The sequence below is a fragment of the Dyadobacter sp. BE31 genome (genome assembly GCF_031457695.1).
Classification (GTDB): domain Bacteria; phylum Bacteroidota; class Bacteroidia; order Cytophagales; family Spirosomataceae; genus Dyadobacter.
The window spans coordinates 718,323-737,711 of record NZ_JAVDXA010000003.1; the positions used below are offsets into that span (position 1 = coordinate 718,323).

At 51.9% G+C, this 19,389-nt stretch carries 17 protein-coding genes; 5 read left to right on the top strand and 12 right to left on the bottom strand.

The window, feature by feature from the left end; genetic code table 11:
- Positions 1-419 precede the first annotated feature (419 nt).
- Entirely contained in the window at positions 420-2,273 is a 1,854-nt protein-coding gene (locus J2Y43_RS18795; protein ID WP_309985519.1) for a tetratricopeptide repeat-containing sensor histidine kinase, read from the top strand.
- Positions 2,274-2,286: 13 nt separating this feature from the next.
- On the opposite strand, the gene bla is transcribed toward J2Y43_RS18795, so the two are convergent.
- Positions 2,287-3,171 (bottom strand): subclass B3 metallo-beta-lactamase, encoded by an 885-nt coding sequence (gene bla, locus J2Y43_RS18800; RefSeq protein WP_309985521.1) that lies wholly within the window; start codon positions 3,169-3,171, stop codon positions 2,287-2,289.
- 307 nt (positions 3,172-3,478) lie between these two features.
- Here bla and J2Y43_RS18805 point away from each other — a divergent pair, with 307 nt between their 5' ends.
- The 3 genes from J2Y43_RS18805 to J2Y43_RS18815 all read left to right on the top strand — a co-directional run bounded on the left by J2Y43_RS18805 (position 3,479) and on the right by J2Y43_RS18815 (position 8,000).
- Positions 3,479-4,948 carry a hypothetical protein gene (locus J2Y43_RS18805; RefSeq protein ID WP_309985523.1) on the top strand — a complete coding sequence of 490 codons (1,470 nt, stop codon included), beginning with the start codon at positions 3,479-3,481 and terminating at the stop codon, positions 4,946-4,948.
- A 77-nt stretch (positions 4,949-5,025) separates the two neighbouring features.
- Positions 5,026-6,855, top strand: coding sequence for a cytochrome c peroxidase (locus J2Y43_RS18810; RefSeq protein ID WP_309985526.1), 1,830 nt, complete (start codon positions 5,026-5,028; stop codon positions 6,853-6,855).
- A gap of 335 nt (positions 6,856-7,190) precedes the next feature.
- Entirely contained in the window at positions 7,191-8,000 is an 810-nt protein-coding gene (locus J2Y43_RS18815; protein WP_309985528.1) for an alpha/beta hydrolase, read from the top strand.
- On the opposite strand, the gene J2Y43_RS18820 is transcribed toward J2Y43_RS18815, so the two are convergent.
- From J2Y43_RS18820 to J2Y43_RS18870, 11 genes are all read right to left on the bottom strand, one after another.
- Entirely contained in the window at positions 7,990-9,228 is a 1,239-nt protein-coding gene (locus J2Y43_RS18820; RefSeq protein ID WP_309985530.1) for a DUF6596 domain-containing protein, read from the bottom strand. The two genes, J2Y43_RS18815 and J2Y43_RS18820, sit on opposite strands and share 11 nt — an antisense overlap.
- Positions 9,229-9,237: 9 nt before the next feature.
- Positions 9,238-9,573 (bottom strand): YciI family protein, encoded by a 336-nt coding sequence (locus tag J2Y43_RS18825; protein WP_309985532.1) that lies wholly within the window; start codon positions 9,571-9,573, stop codon positions 9,238-9,240.
- Positions 9,512-10,330, bottom strand: coding sequence for a hypothetical protein (locus J2Y43_RS18830; RefSeq protein ID WP_309985534.1), 819 nt, complete (start codon positions 10,328-10,330; stop codon positions 9,512-9,514). Before J2Y43_RS18830 ends, J2Y43_RS18825 begins: the two co-directional genes overlap by 62 nt.
- Before the next feature lie 20 nt (positions 10,331-10,350).
- Complete coding sequence (locus J2Y43_RS18835) at positions 10,351-11,604, bottom strand: caspase family protein (RefSeq protein ID WP_309985537.1); 1,254 nt, start codon at positions 11,602-11,604, stop codon at positions 10,351-10,353.
- 32 nt (positions 11,605-11,636) lie between these two features.
- Positions 11,637-12,431, bottom strand: a complete 795-nt coding sequence (locus tag J2Y43_RS18840; RefSeq protein WP_309985539.1) for a hypothetical protein — start codon at positions 12,429-12,431, stop codon at positions 11,637-11,639.
- 51 nt (positions 12,432-12,482) lie between these two features.
- Positions 12,483-13,958 carry a DUF4384 domain-containing protein gene (locus tag J2Y43_RS18845; RefSeq protein ID WP_309985541.1) on the bottom strand — a complete coding sequence of 492 codons (1,476 nt, stop codon included), beginning with the start codon at positions 13,956-13,958 and terminating at the stop codon, positions 12,483-12,485.
- A 40-nt stretch (positions 13,959-13,998) separates the two neighbouring features.
- The gene (locus J2Y43_RS18850) at positions 13,999-14,589 is read right to left on the bottom strand and encodes a hypothetical protein (protein ID WP_309985543.1); all 591 of its coding nucleotides are present in this window, start codon (positions 14,587-14,589) and stop codon (positions 13,999-14,001) included.
- A gap of 83 nt (positions 14,590-14,672) precedes the next feature.
- A complete protein-coding gene (locus J2Y43_RS18855) occupies positions 14,673-15,509 on the bottom strand; it encodes a hypothetical protein (protein WP_309985547.1) in 837 nt (278 codons plus the stop codon).
- Positions 15,509-16,114, bottom strand: coding sequence for a hypothetical protein (locus J2Y43_RS18860; protein ID WP_309985551.1), 606 nt, complete (start codon positions 16,112-16,114; stop codon positions 15,509-15,511). Before J2Y43_RS18860 ends, J2Y43_RS18855 begins: the two co-directional genes overlap by 1 nt.
- A 21-nt stretch (positions 16,115-16,135) precedes the next feature.
- Positions 16,136-17,260, bottom strand: coding sequence for a caspase family protein (locus J2Y43_RS18865; protein ID WP_309985553.1), 1,125 nt, complete (start codon positions 17,258-17,260; stop codon positions 16,136-16,138).
- A gap of 219 nt (positions 17,261-17,479) precedes the next feature.
- Positions 17,480-18,373: a GNAT family N-acetyltransferase gene (locus J2Y43_RS18870; protein ID WP_309985556.1), complete on the bottom strand. Its 894-nt coding sequence runs from the start codon at positions 18,371-18,373 to the stop codon at positions 17,480-17,482.
- Positions 18,374-18,593: 220 nt separating this feature from the next.
- Between J2Y43_RS18870 and J2Y43_RS18875 the strand changes: the two genes are divergently transcribed.
- The gene (locus tag J2Y43_RS18875) at positions 18,594-19,289 is read left to right on the top strand and encodes a response regulator transcription factor (RefSeq protein ID WP_409014448.1); all 696 of its coding nucleotides are present in this window, start codon (positions 18,594-18,596) and stop codon (positions 19,287-19,289) included.
- The last annotated feature ends 100 nt before the right edge of the window (positions 19,290-19,389 follow it).

A 19,389-nucleotide genomic window follows, 5' to 3' on the forward strand; every position in this document is an offset into this window, starting at 1 on the left:
TCAATTCCCATCGACTTGAGTCGATGGATAAGAATAGACGATTAGAAATATGAATCAATTCCCGCCGACTTGAATCGACGGATAAGAATAGACGACTAGAACTATGAATCAATTCCCATCGACTTGAGTCGATGGACAAGAATAGACGACTAGAAATATGAATCAATTCCCGCCGATTTGAATCGACGGATAAGATTGATGATCAGATCTTAACTAAAACCGATGACTGAAACACTGTCGGAAGGGGCGGCGGGATGAATCCTGCGCCCCGGCGATGGTGGGTGCGCCTCCCAAGGGCGCATTTTTTATTTTTCTTGGATTTAAATCGAAACTTTGTAATATTTATTCGGAGTGATTCAGGACTTATTATGGCGCTAACTTGTTACATCAGAGGGGTTTTTGTTTGCTTGATGGTGTTCATGGGACCGTTCCACTCGGTTTGGGCGCAGGTTAGCAAAATCCGTGAGCTGCAAATGAGTCTTCCTGCCATCCGCGACAGCTCAAACTATGTGGATGTTGTAAACCGGATCTCCCTGCTTTTCTATGAACAAAATGCGGATAGTACGCTTTACTATGCCTTGAAAGCAAGGCAGATAGCCTACCGGAACGATTACGAAAGAGGCCGGGCCGACGCGACCAATAACCTCGGCGTAGTTTTCGACATCAAAGGCAATATCCAGCTCGCATTGCGCTATTATAATGATGCGTATAACCAATATGTTACACTACGCGATTCGTCGAACATCGTGCAGACCCTCATGAATATCGGTTCGGTATACAATATCAGCGGGCGACACGACAAAGCACAAGCTAATTACGATCGGGCGATGGCGCTCGGCGACCGCATTGAGCACGATTCGATTACGGCGCTGGTGATTTACAATTACATGCTGCTGTACCCTCAGAAATTCAGCAGTACCAGCCGGAGGGCGCTCATTGACCGTGCATACGGCATTGCCGAAAAGTACCGCGACGTCCGCCTCGAACTGGCGATCGATCAGCTGAGGGCTACGGAACTCATCGACACCGGGCAACGTGAGAAAGGGCTGGCATTTTTGGAAGAGACGCTCAACAAAGCTCTGGAATTGGAGCTTAACTACCTGAGCATGGACCTTTTGCTGGATCTCGGCGACCATTACATGGCAGAAGACCGGAACCGGGCTATTCAGTTTTACATTAAGGCGCTCGAACTGGCGGAGCGGAAAAACTACCGCATGTACGCCCGCGACGTGTGCAAGAAGCTGTACGACTACCACGTGAGCCGGAAGGAGAATGCAGAGGCATTCATTTACAGCCAGAAACTGCTGAAACTGTTCGAAGAGCAGGCCGAGATAGACCGGGTTTCGGGAATCGATTACATTGAATATGCCGTCAAAGATCAGCAGCTCATTTCGGCTGAGATGAAATCCCGATATAATGCCCAGATGCTCACGCTGGCTGTGGCGGTGTGTGTGCTCACGTTGCTGAGCATTGTCGTGCTCTGGCGGAACTGGAAGCTGAGCAAAAAGACCAATCGCGTGCTGACCATGCAGTTCAGGCAACTTGAATCGACCACCGACGCTTTGGAGCAGAGCAATCAGAACTACGCGCGGCTGATCAAGATTCTCGCGCATGACCTCCGTAACCCGATCGGGGGTATTAATGCATTATGTTCGCTGCTGCAAGATGAGGATACGACCGCCGACGAGGCACGCCAGTACGTGGAGCTGATCCGGGAATCGAGCACAACCTGCCTGCATATGATCAGTGATTTGCTCCAAACGGATTTTGATTTCAAAGAAACCGAGCTGCACAAGAAGCCGGTCGATTTACCGGTTTTCCTCGACCACGCAGTGACCTTGCTGACCTTCCGCGCTGCCGAAAAAAACCAGCGGCTCATTCTGGACGACCCTTCGCAGGTGGTCGTGAATGCCGATCCCGACAAGCTGCTGCGGGTTTTGAACAATGTTATCGTGAATGCGATCAAGTTCAGTCCGGAAGGCGAGACGATCCGTGTTAACACCGTGCAATCGGAAAAGGGCGTTACTATATCCGTGGAGGACCACGGGCTGGGTATTCCGAAAGACGCCATTCCCAATCTCTTCGATCCGTTTACAGCGTCCCGGCGCCCCGGTACGGCCGGAGAACAGGCTTTTGGTTTGGGATTGTATATTTCCAAGCAGATCGTGGAAGCGCACGGCGGCAAGCTTTGGTTTAAAACCGAAGAGGGAAGCGGCACGACGTTTTACATTTTTCTGCCCGGAGAGAATGTCGATTCACTCTCTCCGGCTTAGTCAGGCGCACTGGTTATTTCTGTTTCAATTTCTCGTCATAACGTTTTTTCAGGCCAGCGAGGGACTTATCGTAACCTGCTTTGTCAAAAAACGCTTCGGGGCGGTATGGATCCGCCGGTTTATGTTTTTCGTGCAGGGAAAACTGGCTCGCGTGCGACGACAGCCATATATCGAACTGCTCGTTTTTCATGGTAGCCAGTGTTTTTGCATAATCCTTGCCAACCTCGGGATAACCGGGCATGCCGGATAGCTTGGTTTCGTCCAGGATACTCGGCATATTGGCGATCAGTACTTTATAAGCACGTTTCTCATCCCTTACCGTAAACGAAAAGCTGCTTGCGCCGGGCGTATGGCCGGGGTGGTGCAACAGTTTTACCTGCATGGTGCCCAGTTTGATGATCTCCCCGTTTTTCAGCAGCTGGTCGGGTTGAACGGGCTCGAAAGTGGCGCCGTGGCTACCCAATGCGTAATCGGATGCACCGCCGTCGATCATGGTTTTGGCGTCTTTTTCCTGGATCATGAATTTGGCACCGGTAGCCTTTTTGATGGCCGCAATGCCCGCCACATGGTCGTAATGCGCGTGGGTGGCCAGCAAAATTTTGATATCCTCAAATTTGAAGCCCAGCGCCTGCACGTGCTTGCGGATGAGCGGTACCGATTCTTCCAGGCCGGTGTTGATCAGTATGTGCCCTTTGGGCGTGGCGATCAGGTAGCACGCCAGGTCATAAGTCCCTACATAATACAGGTTTCCGGCAATCCGAAACGGCCGGTAGTCCTTCGACCATTCCTCCTGTAAGAACGGTAATTTCCTCGTTTTACTTTGCGCCTGTGTGGCAAAAGGAGTGAGAAGCGCTCCTGCGATAAATGCTGTTACAATCGTTTTTTGAAGTGTCGGCATAGGATTGATGGTAAGCGCGCAAAGATAGCCGCAGCGGTGCGGGTATGCAATGGCGTGTGAGGGTTTTTGACCGCCGACCGCCGACCATGGGCTACGCCCAATATTTTAAGAAAGATTAAAAGGTCTATGGTCCATGGTCGGGCCGTCAGGCCCTATGGTCAAGGCTATCCATCGGCCGTCGGCGGTCGGCCCTCAGCGGTCAGGACCGATGGCCTTCTTAACAAACTGATAATAAATGCATAAACTCCGCGAAAAGTGAATGGCTGTTCTTTGTGCTACTATTTCACTTAATCAGTTTATGTTCACCATGAAGCCTTTATTTACTTATTCCGCATTGGCCGGCCTGCTTGCGCTCGGTGCGTGCACGGACCACCGCGATCCGAACAGCCCGGACATTACTCTGCAAAACCGCTCGGTAACGCCCGTATTGGCCAAATTGCTCCCGGGTGCCACTTCCGGACGTGTTGCGGCCAATAATGTGAACCTGTATTCGCTCCTGAGCAGCGACGACCAGCTCGAACAATCTCCTGCCTATGTTTTTGGCGGATCGGCCGATGGCGCCGGCCTTTTCCAGAATGCCGACGGCAACTACACAATCCTGGTGAACAATGAAGATAACTTCTCCGTGTCACGCATTACGCTCGATAAAGGTTTCAAGCCTGTAAAAGGAGAGTATGTGCTTAATTCCGACGGTGGAACATGGCGTTTGTGCTCCGCTACACTGGTAACACCTGCCGAGCATGGTTTCGGTCCCGTGTTCCTTACTTCCGGTGAAAGCGGCCAGGAGTCGCGTACGCACGCGCTTAATGTAGATGCGAACGTAAGCCAGGCGAATATCTCCCGGGAAGTAGCCGGCCTTGGCCGTTGGAGCGCCGAAAACGCAGTTCCGCTTCCCAAGACTGCCTATCCGGGCAAAACCGTGATCGTGATCGGTGACGACGATTCGGACGTAAACGGCGGCCAGGTGGCAATGTATTTGTCGAACACCGTGGGCGACCTCGACAACGGTTCGCTTTACATGCTGAAACGCGCTGATAACAACCAGAGAGAAATGGATATGAAAGCCGGCTCTACCTATGATGTGGAGTTTGTAAAAATCGACAACCACAAGACTTTGACCGGCGCGCAGATCAACGGAAAGGTGAATGACCTGAAAGCCATCAAATTTGGCCGTGTGGAAGACGTGGATTACCGTAAGGGCGGAGCCGCTCAGGGCCGCGAGGTGATTTTTGCCGTAACAGGCCAGGAAGACAAAGGCGTAAATGCTGAATATTCCCGTTCGAAGTACGGCCGCATTTACCGCGTGACCCTCGATGCGAACGACCCGCTTAAAGGTAAACTGGAAGTATTGCTCGACGGCGACGACCGTAACGGCATCGCCAAAACTTTCCAGAACCCGGATAACGTTTGCGCGACTTTCGACTACGTGTATATCATGGAAGACCCGAATGGTTACGGCGACGAAAAGCACGATGGTTATGTGTATCAATATAATCTCAATACCAAACAATTGACCCCAGTTCTCGAAATCGACCACCGTCGTACCGAGGCCGATGCGGCCAAATACAATGTGGGCGGCACTTCTGCACTCGGTTCATGGGAGAGCAGCGGGATGATCGACGTGTCGGATGTTACCGGCCGTCCCAACACATTCATGCTCGGCATTCAGGCGCACACATGGCGCGGTGATAAATATAAGGGAGTTGACGGCGGCTCGGTCCGCAAGTCGGAGAACCAGGCCAGCCAGTTGATCCTCATTGAAGGTCTGCCTCGTTAATTACATAGTTTTCAGACTCCTGGCCGGAATTTTCGGGCCAGGAGTTTCCTTTTTAAATTAATACCCACTCCTGCAACATGCTGAAATTCGAGCGTAACCCTAATTCATTTATTTACCGCCACAGGAGGCTGTTCTTTTCCATATTCCTGATCATCGTCATTCCGCTGATCGTATGCCTGATCTGGTGGCTGACACGCCCGGCAGCTGTACCGGCGAAGGAAGTGAAAAAGTCATTCATGCAGCAAACCACCATGCTGGACAGCGCAGTCAGCCGCTTGCAAGCCGATATCCGCGCAAAGCAGCCGGCCGCCATTCAGGAATCCTTCAAACGTGCCCGCATTGCTTACAAGCGGGTTGAATTCATCTCCGCCTATTACAGCCCTGAAACCACCCGCGCCCTCAATGGTCCGAATATTCCCGAAGTGGACGACGACCTGCGCGTGAATGAGCCGCAGGGTTTTCAGGTTTTAGAGGAAATGGTATTTCCCGAAGTCGCTACGGATGCTTACCCCGACATGCTCCATGCCGCCGACGTCATCCGCGCCAATGTGAACCGGCTTCGGAAAGTTTCAGAAACCAATGACCTTACCGACAGCCATATATTCGATGCCATGCGCCTGGAAGTGTTCCGGGTTGTATCGATGGGTATTACCGGGTTCGATTCGCCCGTTGCTTTTCATTCACTGCCCGAAGTAGCCGCGGCGCTGGGAAGCTTGCAGGAACAAACGGCACATTATACTGCTAACAGCAGGAACAATGTATTGAGAGCTCAGCTCGATAGTACCTTTAATGCGGCTATCGGGTACGTCAGCAAGTCTACGGATTTCAATGCGTTCGACAGGCTGGTTTTTATCCGGCAGTACGCCAATCCGCTTAGCAGCCAGTTGCTCGATGCACAAAAGGCGCTGGGAATCCCCGTTTTTACAGACAAAAGATTGCTATCCCCGTCCGCGCGTACACTCACGGATTCGGGGGCGTTCAATGCCAATTATTTCATCAACTTCGAAGAGCAAGCCATGACCGCCCAGCGCGTTGCATTGGGCAAGATGCTGTTTTTCAGTCCGGTATTATCGATTAACTCGGGTCGCACGTGCGCGACCTGTCATCAGCCCGACAAAGCTTTTACCGACGGCGAGCCCAAGAGCTTCGCGGTCGGTTTCAACGGCCTGCGGATCAGCCGCAATGCGCCTACCTTGCTGAATGCTTCTTTCCAGGCCGCCCAGTTCGCTGATTCCCGCGTGACATTCCTCGAAGATCAGGCGAGCGATGTTATCCGCAACCCCGATGAAATGCACGGCTCATTGCCCGACGCCGTGGCGGCTTTGCGCAAGCAGGAAGAGTCGCGCAAGCTATTCGAAGAGGCTTATACCGACGGCGTGACGGAAAGCAACCTCAAAAACGCGATCGCAAGCTACATCCGTTCGCTATCGTCACTCGATTCGCGCCTCGATCGCCATTTCCGCGGTTCCGAAAATGCATTGACCATTGAGGAAAAGGCGGGTTTTAACCTTTTTATGGGGAAGGCCAAATGCGCTACCTGTCATTTTTTTCCGCTTTTCAACGGTACGGTGCCGCCTGCTTACCTCGAAACGGAAAGTGAAGTGCTCGGTACGCCTGCCACCGCCGAAGGCAAAGCCGTCGATCCGGACGTGGGTAAATTTTCCCTTACCAAACGCGAGCCGCATCGTTACGCATTCAAAACGCCCACCGTCCGCCACGTAGCGCTCACCGCGCCTTACATGCACAATGGCGTGTTCAGGACATTGGAAGAAGTGGTGGATTTCTATGATCGCGGCGGCGGGAATGGGTTGGGTTTTAATCTGGCCAACCAGACATTACCTTTTGATAAACTTGACCTAACCGCTCCCGAAAAGAAAGCGCTGGTTGCGTTTATGAAGATTTTGTAATGTTTTGTGATTGTTGTTGCATCCCTACGGGATTTGTTGATGCCATTGTTTTTCTGCAAATATTGCGCGCCTCTGGCGCTTTTGGTGCGAACTGTATGATGCAAGGGGGAGCTTCCTATGCTCGCTCTGTCATTGGACGCCCAATCGCGTCAGCGATGTAACCTTGGTAGCAAGGCATATTTTCCGACTGTTTTGTAAATGCCGTAGGCATGTAACACCAATTCTGACGATCAACCGCAACACTATCAAATTTTCTGAACCATTACTGACAATAGGTTGTCATTCCGGCGCGATTTCTTTGGAGTAAATTAATATTCACTTCAAACAACAACCCTATGAACACGATCATCAGCAATGGGAACCCAATTAGTTACAACCTGTATGGCAGCGGCCCTGCGACGCTGCTTTTCGTCCACGGCTCGTTCATCGACCAGCGCTATTGGAAAGAGCAGGTTTCTTTTTTCAAAGAGAAATACCGGGTGGTGACGATGGACCTGGCCGGTCATGGCGAGTCCGGAACGGACCGCGATGAATGGACGCTTCAAAGCATGGCCGACGACGTCGTCAATCTCATCAAAGCATTGAACCTCGAAGACGTGATCCTGGTCGGGCATTCCCTCGGCGCCAACCTGAGCCTGATGGCTGCGACCGCTTACCCGGGCCCGATTATCGGTTTTATCGCCGTCGATAATTTTAAGAACCTCGCCACGCCGCTTCCCGCTGAATACGACAGCCAGGTGGAGGCGATTATTGAAAGCTCCAAAACTGCCTACGCTGATACCAACGAGCAGTATGCGAGGATGGTGCTTGTCACTCCTGAAACGCCGCTGTGGATCACCGATAAAGTCGTGAGCGCGTTCCGTAATTCCTATGAGCCGATGGGGCAGCAAACTTTGCCGCAATTTTTTGGAATGGACCGGATCGAACGGGCGGTTTTGCCATTGCTGAGACCCAAAATGAACCTGATCAACGTCAATTACATGCCTACGAACGTGGAGGCTTTGGAAAAGAATGCAGTAAATGGCTATACATTGATCGAAATAGCCGGTACCTGCCATTACCCGATGCTCGAATCGCCGAAAGCGTTGAATGAGGCGTTGGACGAGGTGATCGATGGCGTCCTCGAAGCCAAAATCACGGTGTAACGCCCGTCAGCCGCGTGTACTCGCATTCGAGCGTCCGTATTTCGGCGGGTGACTTGGAGAGGTCTATTGCCCGGCGGTAGTGGTCAGCGGCTTGTTTCGTGGAAATGGGGGAGTACAGGTAGCCGAGCAGTGAATGGTAATAGGTGTTATTTTCCAGCCCGAGCTTTTGCGCCTCCGCCAGTCCGGCCTCGTGGCCATGTACTTTGGCCAATGCGAACGTCCGGTTGAGTGCCGTCGTGGCTGAATATTCGATGATGATCAGCTGGTTGTACAAATGCAGGATATGTTCCCATTTCGGTGTGCCAGCTGGGGTGGTATGCCAGTAGGCAATGCCGGCCTCTATGTGGTATTTGGAAACAGCGTTACCCGAACAGGCATTCACCAGGTAGTAATGGCCGCGGTCGATCAGCTCCCGGTCCCACATGCGCTGGTCTTGCGCTTCGAAAAGAACCGTATGGCCATGATCGTTCAGCCGCGCTTCGAACCTGGAACTCTGGTAACACATCAGCGCAAGCAAAGCTTCCACCTGGCGCGAATTGGTAAGCGGGTTTTCGGCCAGCATGTGCGTAAGGCGCATAGCCTCCGCGCACAGGTCCCTGCGTATGAGAACATTGCCCGACTTGGAAAAATAACCTTCATTGAACAGCAGGTAAAGCGTGCGCAGCACCACATCGAGTCGGGCCTGCACTTCGGTGGGCAGGAGCGGGCCTATCTGGAACTGATCGTTCCGCAGGTTGGTGCGTGCGCGCAGGAGCCGTTTCTTGATGGCCTCGGGTTTAGAAAGAAATGCGTCGGCGATTTCGGCAATGCTGAAACCGCAGAGGATTTGCAATGCCAGGCTAATCTGGCTTTCAGGGGAATTGGCCGGGTTGCAAACCGCGAATATCATGGCAAGCTGACTGTCCGCGATCGTTTCGGGCGCAAAATCGAATGCAGGTTCCGACTGGCCGGGGCCGCGCAGCAGGGCAGGGGATACCTGCGTTTCGAAAATCCGGGTGTGTTTGAGATAATCCTTGGTTTTGTTTTTGGCAACCGTATACAGCCAGGCAGTGGGGTTTTCCGGGGTGCCTTGTAGCGGCCAGGTTTCGCTGGCTTTCAGGAAAGTTTCGCTTACAATATCTTCTGCGATTTCAATGTGTTTCAACCCAAAATGACGGCATAGCACCGCCGTCATTTTGGTATATTCTCTTCTGAAAAGGCCGGGCAATATTTCGGGGTTTTCAGCCATGAGCGAAAGCTATTTGCGCTGTACGATTTCCCTTACCTCGATGTTTCCACCGATTTTGAAGATCGGATTGGCCTTCGCCAGCTCCACGGCCTCGTCGATCGTCTCGGTTCTGACGATCACATAGCCGCTCACAAACTCCTTAATTTCGGTGAAAGGGCCGTCGGTAACCACATTATCGGCATATACCGTTTTAGCGCTTTCATTCGACAGGGTGTTGCCCTTGTCGGCGAGTTTGTTCTGCGCGGCAATGCTGGCGAGCCAGTTCATACGCTCCTGTATTTGCTCAGGTGTGGGGCGGAAGTCGGTCTGATTGTCGAGCCGGAAGATTAATGCAAATTCTTTCATGATAAATATCGGTTTGATTTCCCTTATGACGACCGTATCGTCGAGACGGGGAAACACCCAGCCCCTGGTAAGTAATCTCCTCAATAATGAGCCTGGTCACGCCGCTTTTGGGAATGGCGCGTGCCACCTGGCCCGACAGCTTATCGATCACTTCCGGCAGTGTGATGAATTCCAGCGGGTTAGGCTGGTCGGTGAGCGAAATGGTACCCTTGCCTTTATCCTTCCAATCGGTGTCCATGAAACCGATCCGGGCCTCGGCGACCTGATTTTCAACGACTTTGATAAACACCCCGGCGCGACAGGGTACATTTTCAACTTGCAGCCGCTTTACGCCCTGGTAGTTGCCAAAAAGGGATTTGGAACCGTAAAACAACACCAGGTAGCCTTCCGGAATGGCTTTGAATTCAGCCTCTTCCCAATCGGCATGGTAGGTGAGCCCGCTCTTTTTGTAGCTGATGAATGCGATCCGCTGGTACTCGTTGAAATCGACGATTTTAGTGCCTTTATGATCGGGCACAAGATCGTTTTCGAAACGGGCGTCGTCGCGCAGGCTTGCGCGCATGCGATAGGTAGCTTCGTCACGCTCCTCGGAATCAACAATATAAGGGTTTGTCAGCAACCCGAATGCCGATTCGAAGTCTTTCAGCACCTGCTTCACCCGGTCGGCCGCCTTGATCTTGTAATACGGGCTCAGCTCTTGCCCAAACGAGCAATGCAGCGGTAAAACAAGGAAAAGGACGGTCAGGAACCGTTTCATAGCGTGCTGAACGGATAAGGTTACCTGGTCCGGTTGAGGATCAGTTCACGGGTGAGTAGGCTGTTTTCCATCGGGATTTGCTGCCGGTTGGTCAGCTCCATTACCCGCACCCGTACAGTACGGAAAATGTCTTCCAGGCGCAGATCGGGTACATCGAGCGCTTTCAGCAGTTCCGATGTGTAGGGGCTGTTTTTCCCGTCGCCGTCCAATGCAGTGGACCCGGGCTTGGTCGAAAACGTAATGAGTGTGCCCGGAGGCGCGCTCATGCTCGCGAGCCCTTTCGTACCCGAGCTGCGCGTCCACGTGCGGCTCAGCGGGTTGTCACGGCAGGCGTCCAGGATCATAATGTTCGTTCTTTGCGAGTTATCGTCCGTGGCCGACATTTGGTCGAGGATCTCGTCGGCCGAAACGGCCAGTACTTTCAGCTCCATTTCGGATTGCGGGCTGATATCGACGGGCATCAGGTAGTTTTTACCTGCTACCTGAATACCGTGGCCGGCATAGTAGAAGAGCGCCACTTCGAAATCCTGGCTCTGCACGCTGCTGCCGAACTGCGCCACTGCTGCCCGAAGGTCGCCCTGGTTGGCATCGATCCGCTCTATCACAGTGAAACCGAGCCCGGTAAGCTTCTGGGAGATCGCTTTCGCATCGTTTTCCGGGTTTTGCAACTTGCTGCCCGACTGGTATTTCGAATTGCCGACCACCAGCGCAATACGCTTTTTGGCTTTTTCATAAACGATGGAAAGGCTTTCCGAATGAGCGGCGCCCGATCCGTTGGTAGCGATCAGTCTGACGCTGTTTTTCCCTTCTTTCAATGCGATTGGCTGCGAAATCTGCACGCCGCCGGAGCAGCCTTCTTCCTTTACCGTTTTGAACGAGCGCGTCGTTACCGGGGCAAGCGCACCATTTACTTCGATCTGTATTTTTTCGGGCTCATTGACCACACAAGCGCTCAGTCTAACCTCGGGCTTGTCGCTGTAAGAAATATTGCTCAGCCATTTGATCTCCGGCTTTCCAGCGGCGTGGAAGGCGTTGAAAACATCCTTGATGCCATTGTTGTACACAATTTCGGCAATATCCCTGACGGGTACGGTTACGAGGCCTTTTCCATTCGCAGATTTGTATTTTACCTGGTCGGGGTAAACCTCCTTGATTTCCACCACTTTCTTTTCGCGGGTGCGTAAGTAAAGTGTGTCGGCGTCGCCCGCACGAGCCGGTTCCCAATGGCATAGCGCCGAACAGGTGAGGGCAAAAAGGGTAAAAAATTGTTTCATGGAACGTTGGAAAAGGTAATACAGGGCAGGACTTAAAACGAAAGCGCGATTTTCAGACCGGTCGTCTGGTATGATGCATCGTAGAATGGCTGCAATGAAAGTTCTTGCTGTTTGTTGGCGAGTTCTGTCCGGGCTTTCCGGGCCAGTTGCATATTTCTAAGCCCGATCAGGTCCAGGGCAAGACCGCTGATTAATGCCGCGGCGCCGCCATAAATGCCAGGAGAGGCAAATGCCGAAAAACTCTCCTGCTTTTGAAGATCGCCGGCGGGAGGGGCGGTTTTGTAATTGGTCTGGTACCAGCTTGTGTACGAATCGTTGGTTCCCTGAACGGCCGTTTTGTATTTATTGTAGTCGCCCGTCAATTTTAGTATGGTAATGGCCCCGGCCACAATGGCCACGCTGCCTGCGGTGAGGAACGTCATGCTTCTCTTCTGGTATTTTGCAATTTTGCGTTCCAGCGTCTCGGTATTGACGGGCGTTTTACGCGCAGGTTCCTGCGTTACCTTTTCAGGTTCTGTTTGGGTCTCTGTTTTACCATTCTCGTATTCGATTTTCAATACGTCCGATCGAAATAGGAAATAGTCCGGACCTGTGGGATTATCAAACCTTTTGTACCGGATGTATTGCGAATCGGTACCCAAAACTTTTGCTTTGATTTCCTTTCCGTTTTTTTGAATGATTTTGTCCTGTGCCTGCGCGGCGGGGGAAAAGAAAATGCAAAAAAGTACCATCAAAGCCGGCATGGCGATTGCTTTCAGGAAGAAAGTATTCCCGCTACGGCCTTTCTTTTTGCTTTTACTTTGACTGGTAGAGAATGACTTGTCCAAAACGAAGTGAATTGATAGTGAGAATTTGATTTAAAAATAATCAATCATTTATTATTGGTGCACTATTTTAACAAGAATAGGTACCACACTTCCTTTGGGATCTCCTTTTACTTCGTAGGCAATTTTACCAGAATCGTAAGTCATTTCTTTGGGGGAAATAAACTCCTCGCCCAATGCCGCATAGGCTTTTTGCACGATAGTGCCCTCCGCTTTTTTGACCTTATCAGCCAGCTCGTCCAGGTTCAACTCGTTTTGAGAAATGAATACGATGAAATAGTCTTCCCCTTTCACCTCGTCGAGCGTGAAGGACGTGTTGGCGGATGGCATCAGTACCGTGCTGTTCGCGGGTACCATGGCGCTGGTCATCACCTCTTCGGAGTTGTAGGGGAACAGGGCCGACACGCGGTTTTCCTGGTCGGAGGCGAGAATATACACGTAGGATTGCTTCGTGTTGCTGATCACCATTTTGAAACGCGTCCCTGATGCGTAAGGCTGGCTCATATTGTAGGTGATCATTTCAGTTTTGCTGTCAGGCTGGTCCGGCGTTACCTGAATCCCCTTGTAAACCGTTGAATGAACGGCCATGCCGCCGCTTCCGATCGAGAAATCGACATTACCTTTGAGCGTGATGGCTTGCGGCTGCGGCTTAGCTGCCGGTTCGGGGAATATCTGGTAGGCATTTCTGGTGAAACGGACGAGGTCGGCGTATTTGGCCCAGGTATAGCCGTTACTGCCCCAGGTTTTTCCCCAGCTGTTGGCGATCAGGAACGAGCCGCCCTGGATGCTGTCGTCATAGCCCACCACTGCCATTGCATGGCCGCCGGCGGTATTGTCGACGCTCTCTCCGGGGGCCGCCTGCCAATGTTCGGTGGCTTCCTCGATGAACGAAGGCGGTACCATCATCCCGATCAGTACGGCGTTTTTGCCTTCCACCAGTGCGGACTTGATGGCATTGATACGCTGCTCGGGCGTTGCATCCTTATCTTTCGGATTGAAGAGTGTGGCATAGTCGGCGATTTTGTAGCCGGCCGCTTTTTCATCGCATTGGTCATATTTGGCATCGCAGTCTGCGGGCGCACAACTCAGGAATGCGGCTCCTTTCGTTTTCATCACTTCCAGGGCATCTTCGAGGAAAACACCTTCCGCACAGCCGTTGTCCAGTCCCGATTTGACTTGTCCGTAAAGCCAGCTCGGCGAGAATGCCGTTGCCGCGATCTTCGCCGGTTGGTTGCCTATTCCCTGCTTGCCGGCTTCCATCGCCGTGCGCATATAGTACGCGGCCGACCATCCCACACAAGTTCCGTCCTGTCCCTGGTCGGCGATTTCGGGTAGGAACTCGCGGAGGCTGTACGAGGCGGGCATGGCGCCTTTCAGTCTCACATTCGACGATTTGCGCGGGAGACGCAGGTATTTGGCGTCGTCCATTTTCAATCCCATCCGGCGGGTTTGGGCCAGGGACTCGGATACTGGGAAGACAGCGGCCCATGCGAACATGGATAATGCGGCAATTTTGATGGAGGATCTCATTTCGGATAGTTGGATTAGCGTAAATATGGATTTAGTCAGGTTACTTTTCGGTTAATGTCAGCTCGATGATTTGCCAGTAGCTTTCGGCGCCGGATGCTGCCCGTTCCCGTATCGGTTTACGTTTCACCGATGTGACTTTTTCGGGGATCGGGTAGTCGCCATCGAACCGGCTTACCTCATGGAAAGTGGTGCTGCGGCAATACCAGCGGTCGTTCGGGCCTTTACGGAACAGGTCGTTCAATACCAATGTGGCCTTTTTGAGCTTATAGGTGGCCTGGCGGTAGCGGGCGCGGGTGAGGAATTCGCCGCGGGTGAGGCGGAGGTGCTGGCCGTCGGTGCTTTCGAGATTAATGTATCCGCTTGTTGTGAAAAGGGAATCGCTCTGGTCGCGAAGCCGTATAAACTCGCCGTCTGATACGCGGTGTTGCAGCTTGCCGATGAATGCCAGCGCCGTGTCGACTTTCGCTTTGGCCGAAAGGTCGATCAGCGAACCCAGGCGTTCCGGAGCCTCTGCGGCTGTCGAATCGATCGCGGGAATGCCGCCGGTTACGGGCAGTATCCCTACAAGCCAGGCCAGTAGCGCCGCGAACAAGGTTCTGCACATCACGTTTGAAATCGGACTATTTTTCATCAGCGTTTATTTTTAAAGGTTTCGTTATCCCCGAGGATGGGTATTTAGTACTTGATCCTCCGTGCGGGCCAAACCTTATCACTTTACGGCTTTGTTTTTTCGACGAGATCGCTGATCAGCCAGCCTGAGTTCTCTTTTTCCCTTATGAACTCGCCTAGTTCCATCTCCCAATCTCCGGCGGCCAGGTAAATTTTGTTGGATATCACTGCCTCGGTGGTCATGTGGCCGCTTTGCAATGCGCTTTCGACTTTCTGCCACGCCGCATCGCGGCATTCCATGCAGTGCGTAAAGGGCGCCAGGCTCTGGTAATCGTCCAGCCCGCGCAGCAGCGGCAGGAAACTCACCTCGTTGGCATTCGGAGGAAGTTCGGCGCGTGTGCCGGAGGTTTGCATTTTGCGTGCATTTCCTTTTTCCTCTAAAAGCCGGGAAGGGGCTATTACCCGTACAATGTGCCAGTATGCCGCGCTATCGGCTGTGTAATCCTTGCGTAAATGCAGTTTTAGCGTGTCCGGCGTGCCGTCACACCGCACTTTAATACCGATCACCGCCCTCATTGTGCCGCGTTTGGGAATGATGAACTTCGCGGTCTGCACCGATTGGACGAATGCGTCCACCTGGCTTGCATAGGGATGATGCTGACGACCGGTGCCCGGTAATCGGGGATCGTCTTCATTAAAAAGTGCCCTTAATGCATTCTCGCCTCCATTTTCAGTTTTTGCCGCATTGTTAAAGCGGTCGATAAAGTCGCTCACGTACTTGATTTGCCCGTTCATAAAGCTTTCGGCCGCTCGTTTTTTCAGATCGGTGCTTCCGGCGGCTTGCCGGGTTGTGTCGGCCTGCGGGGGCGCCACCTGCGCTCGCAACCCCGAAAAAGGAATGAGCAACGCGAACGCCCAAAGCGTGATGATATTGGTTGCCATCAGAAACCCGGAATCGGGACAGTATCCCTTACTGTAATGTCGCCGAAGAATATCTTCAAATCCTCCTTGCCCGCCTGTGCGTACACGGCGGCACTTTGCGCGGTCACGCGGATGTCCTTGCGGTCGCGGCTGCCGTACAGCAGGTTTCCCTTCTTGTCCATTCCTTTAAACTGCTGGTAATAGGTTGCCGTTGCGTGGTAATTACCGTCGGTGCCTTTCTCGAACTCCGACACGACCGCGGCGTCATAATAGGTGATTTCCACCTTGTCGAACTTCACATTCATCAGGTTTTTGAAGTAAATCCGCACCGGTACGGATGAGATCGTGCCATTCCGGCGGGATACCTGCACGTAGGGCGTACGTCTCTTTCCGTTCACCATATAATCTTTTTCAAAAAGGCTTACGGCGAGCTCCACAGCCTGTTCGCGCTGCTCTATGGAGAGACTTTTGTCGGCAATGAGGGAAATGTAAAGTTGCAGGTCGTTGACCCGCTGCTGGGTGAGTTTCTGAAACTCTGCGAGTCTTTTCTGATCCATTTCGGGTTGCGCATGCAGCCGCCCGATGCCAAAAAAGAGAAGCAGGAAAATGTAAATGTATTTCATCATGATGGGGCGGGGTAAAATGGGTTAATTCGCTTTACGGATCTCCTGCAATGTCACCAGGTCATAAGTACATCCACTTCCCAGGGTCGAAAGCCGCTCTACGAAGTTGAACTCGTCGATCAGCGGGGCGGTGTTCACGATCCTTTTCAGAAAGAGGTCGATAGGCTGGGTTTCCACCGGTTTTTCGGGATCGCTCATATAAATGCTTACCTGTGCCGAGGGACCGAAAAAGCCTTTTTGTCCCAAAGTCCGCAGCTTATTCCGTTCATTGAAGCTCAGTTTTTCGTCGGCAAGGACGTTCAGGAACCGGTTGATTTCCGTAAAGCTGGTTTCCGGACATGGCAGCACAGTTTCGGGAAAGCTGCGCACCCATTGAGAATGGTGTTTGAGAGAATCCGGCAAACTTTTCAGGTTTTCCTGCAAACGGTTTTCGGCGTCGGCGAGGAGCGTTTCCCACGAGACATGCGTGTTGTGGTTTTCGGCATATGCGATTGCCTGCATCCAGGTGTTGCTGTAAAAACTGCCTTCATTGGGATGAGCGGTGGCTCTTTCGCCCTTTTTTGCACTGCTGATGAGCAAATCGCCGTTGGCTTCCACGAAGAGCTTGCGGAGGATTTTGGTATCCTGCGTCACGCCGATCCCTTTCAGCACGGGCGTAGCCGACCGAATACCGCGCCGGCCAGGGAAGAGGTTATTGCAGCAATCGCCTAATGTCAGGCAAAAGCGTGGTTTCTTTTCTTTCAGCAACCGGTGAACCGTTTCCAATTCCATATTTTCGTCTTTCAGATAAAGAATAGGGAAGTTGCTTTTTTCGGTACCGGAATTGATTCCGTGGCCGGTATAATAGAAGAAAATGATGTCCTCCGGTTTGCATTGTATTTTGGAAATAGCTTCCTGAATGCCGCCTTTTCCAAATTTGTCCTGATGACAAATCAGCTCCTGGTAATTGTATTCGATTTTTTTAGAAATATTCCGTAGGGTACCCGACATTTCTTCCAGGTCTTTTTCGCAACTCGCACCTAATGAGGGATCTTTCGTATCTGCAACCAGCACGGCGTAAAATGATTGCGCCTGGCATAATGGGCTGGTAAATAGCATACTAGCCAGTAGCAGGCAGCAACGAATGCGGGATTTTGAAAAAGAAATCATTGCGCCGGATTTTGGGACAGGACTTTCACGGAGGATTTAAACTTCATCATAAATGCTGCATCAAACTAATTTGAAGTCAGCAAATAAACATGGATTTGCTTAAAGTAAGTGAAACCCGGCGACTATTTTTTGCCAATTGTCCGAATATAAACAGAATATTATCGAACGGTTTGGATCGATTAGCAGCAATGATTACTGCCAGTTTGAAATGCCTCTTTTCTAACCTTTTTCAGGGCCTGAACTGGCCCAGATCAGTTCGGGCTTATCGTTTATTTTTTTACCCCTGTACATTCTGATAAACCGCCGCTGTTCTTCCAAACCGTTGGATTTCGCCCAACGCAGCGCGGCCTTATTGGGAACCGGAATGTCGATAAAAACAGGCATGCCATTGAAATGATGCAGCATTGCATCACAAATCTGCCGGCCGGCTTCGGGCGTCGATGCGACGGCCGGACCGAGCTGGACGGCGTTGCGCCCCTTGCGCGAGCCCGCGTAGGCGAGGTCGTCTTCGAACATCGAATAGTAAAATGTGTTCGAGCGGAGCAGCGAATGCAAGAATGCCTGTCGGTGTGTGCCTGTTATGCGGAAATCGAGGTCGAGAATGGGAGGGAGGGACGTTTCGGACGGCCAGGGCATGGCCTCGTCGTCCAGGCGTTCGTGCATTTTGGAAATTCCTTTCATGCGTACCACTTCATATTCTTCCTGGAAACCCAGTTTTTCATACAATCCCTTACCGAAAACCGTGGCATCCAGTCGCTGCGTTTCAATACCCAGGCTATCCAGATGCGCGACGGCGTGTTCCATCATTTTCTGACCAATGCCCTGGTTCCGCATCGAAGTATCTACCAGTACCATGGCAATCCAGGCAATGGTACCGGCGTGCCGCTCACGAGAATGCCGGTCGTCAGACTGCCGACCATCCAAAATGCAGGTGGTGACAGTTCCGGCCGGTATCCCGCTCGCTTGCTCGGCTAGGAAACAGCCTTCGGGGTGGAGCGTGAGCGCGCGATGCCAGTCGGCTTCGAGCTGATTCCAGCCAGCCTGCTGCACCAGCTGCATGCCGAACGGGATGTCGGTAAGGAGCATTTGTCGGATGGTAATCGGATTTTCCAAGGGTTTATGGTTTACGTATATAGCAATGCGGTGGTTTTGCGGCTTTGTGCAGATGGAATGGTTGTATTTTCTGTTATGCCTTGATTTTCAATGTAGTACCTTCCTTTCGGGTGATATTTAATTAAAATCTAATCACTTTCAGCGGGTGTTCCAAATCCCGACCATCATCTTTGCATCACTCCTGACTCTTCTTTTTGACGAAAACCTGATCGGAATATGTATGAAGATGAAGAAAACGATACTCATTATCGAGGACGACCTGCGGATAGCGCAGAACATTTACAGGGTTTTACAATCGGAGGATTTCGACGCCGAAATCGCCCGCGACGGGCTTTCGGGCAAAAAAATGGCGCTGGAAGGGCGCTATGACCTTGTGCTGCTGGATATTAACCTGCCGGGGATGAATGGTTTCGATGTATGCAGGCAGATCAGGCAGTTCAAGCCCGTGATGCCTGTCATTATGCTTACCGCCTACGGCGAGGTAGAAGACAAAGTCGAAGGCCTTGGGCGCGGCGCGACGGATTATATTGTTAAGCCATTTGATTTCAGGGAGTTGATCGCCCGGGTGAATGCCGCATTGCGGCTTTCGGCCGTCGGGAAATCGGGCGAGGGCAAGCGGATACTAACCATCGCGGATTTACAGCTGAATGTGGATACCAAGGTCGTAACGCGCGCAGGGAAGTTTATCGGGTTGACAGCCAAGGAGTTTGCTTTGCTGGAATACTTCCTGCTTCATCCGGGGACGATCATCTCCAAGATGGACCTGGCGAAGAATATCTGGCATTTGAATTTCGACCCTGGGACCAATTTTGTAGAGGTGTACATCAATTACCTGCGCAAAAAGATCGATAAGGAATATGACGTGAAGCTGATCCAGACCCGGCCGGGGCTGGGGTATATTATGATGGCGGAGTAAATGGCGGTGATTGTATGTCTAAAATGTGCCCTGGGATTGCGTGATGGCCGTTTTTAATTTTCTTCTAATTTACTTTTAAGGATTTTCTAAATGCAAAAAT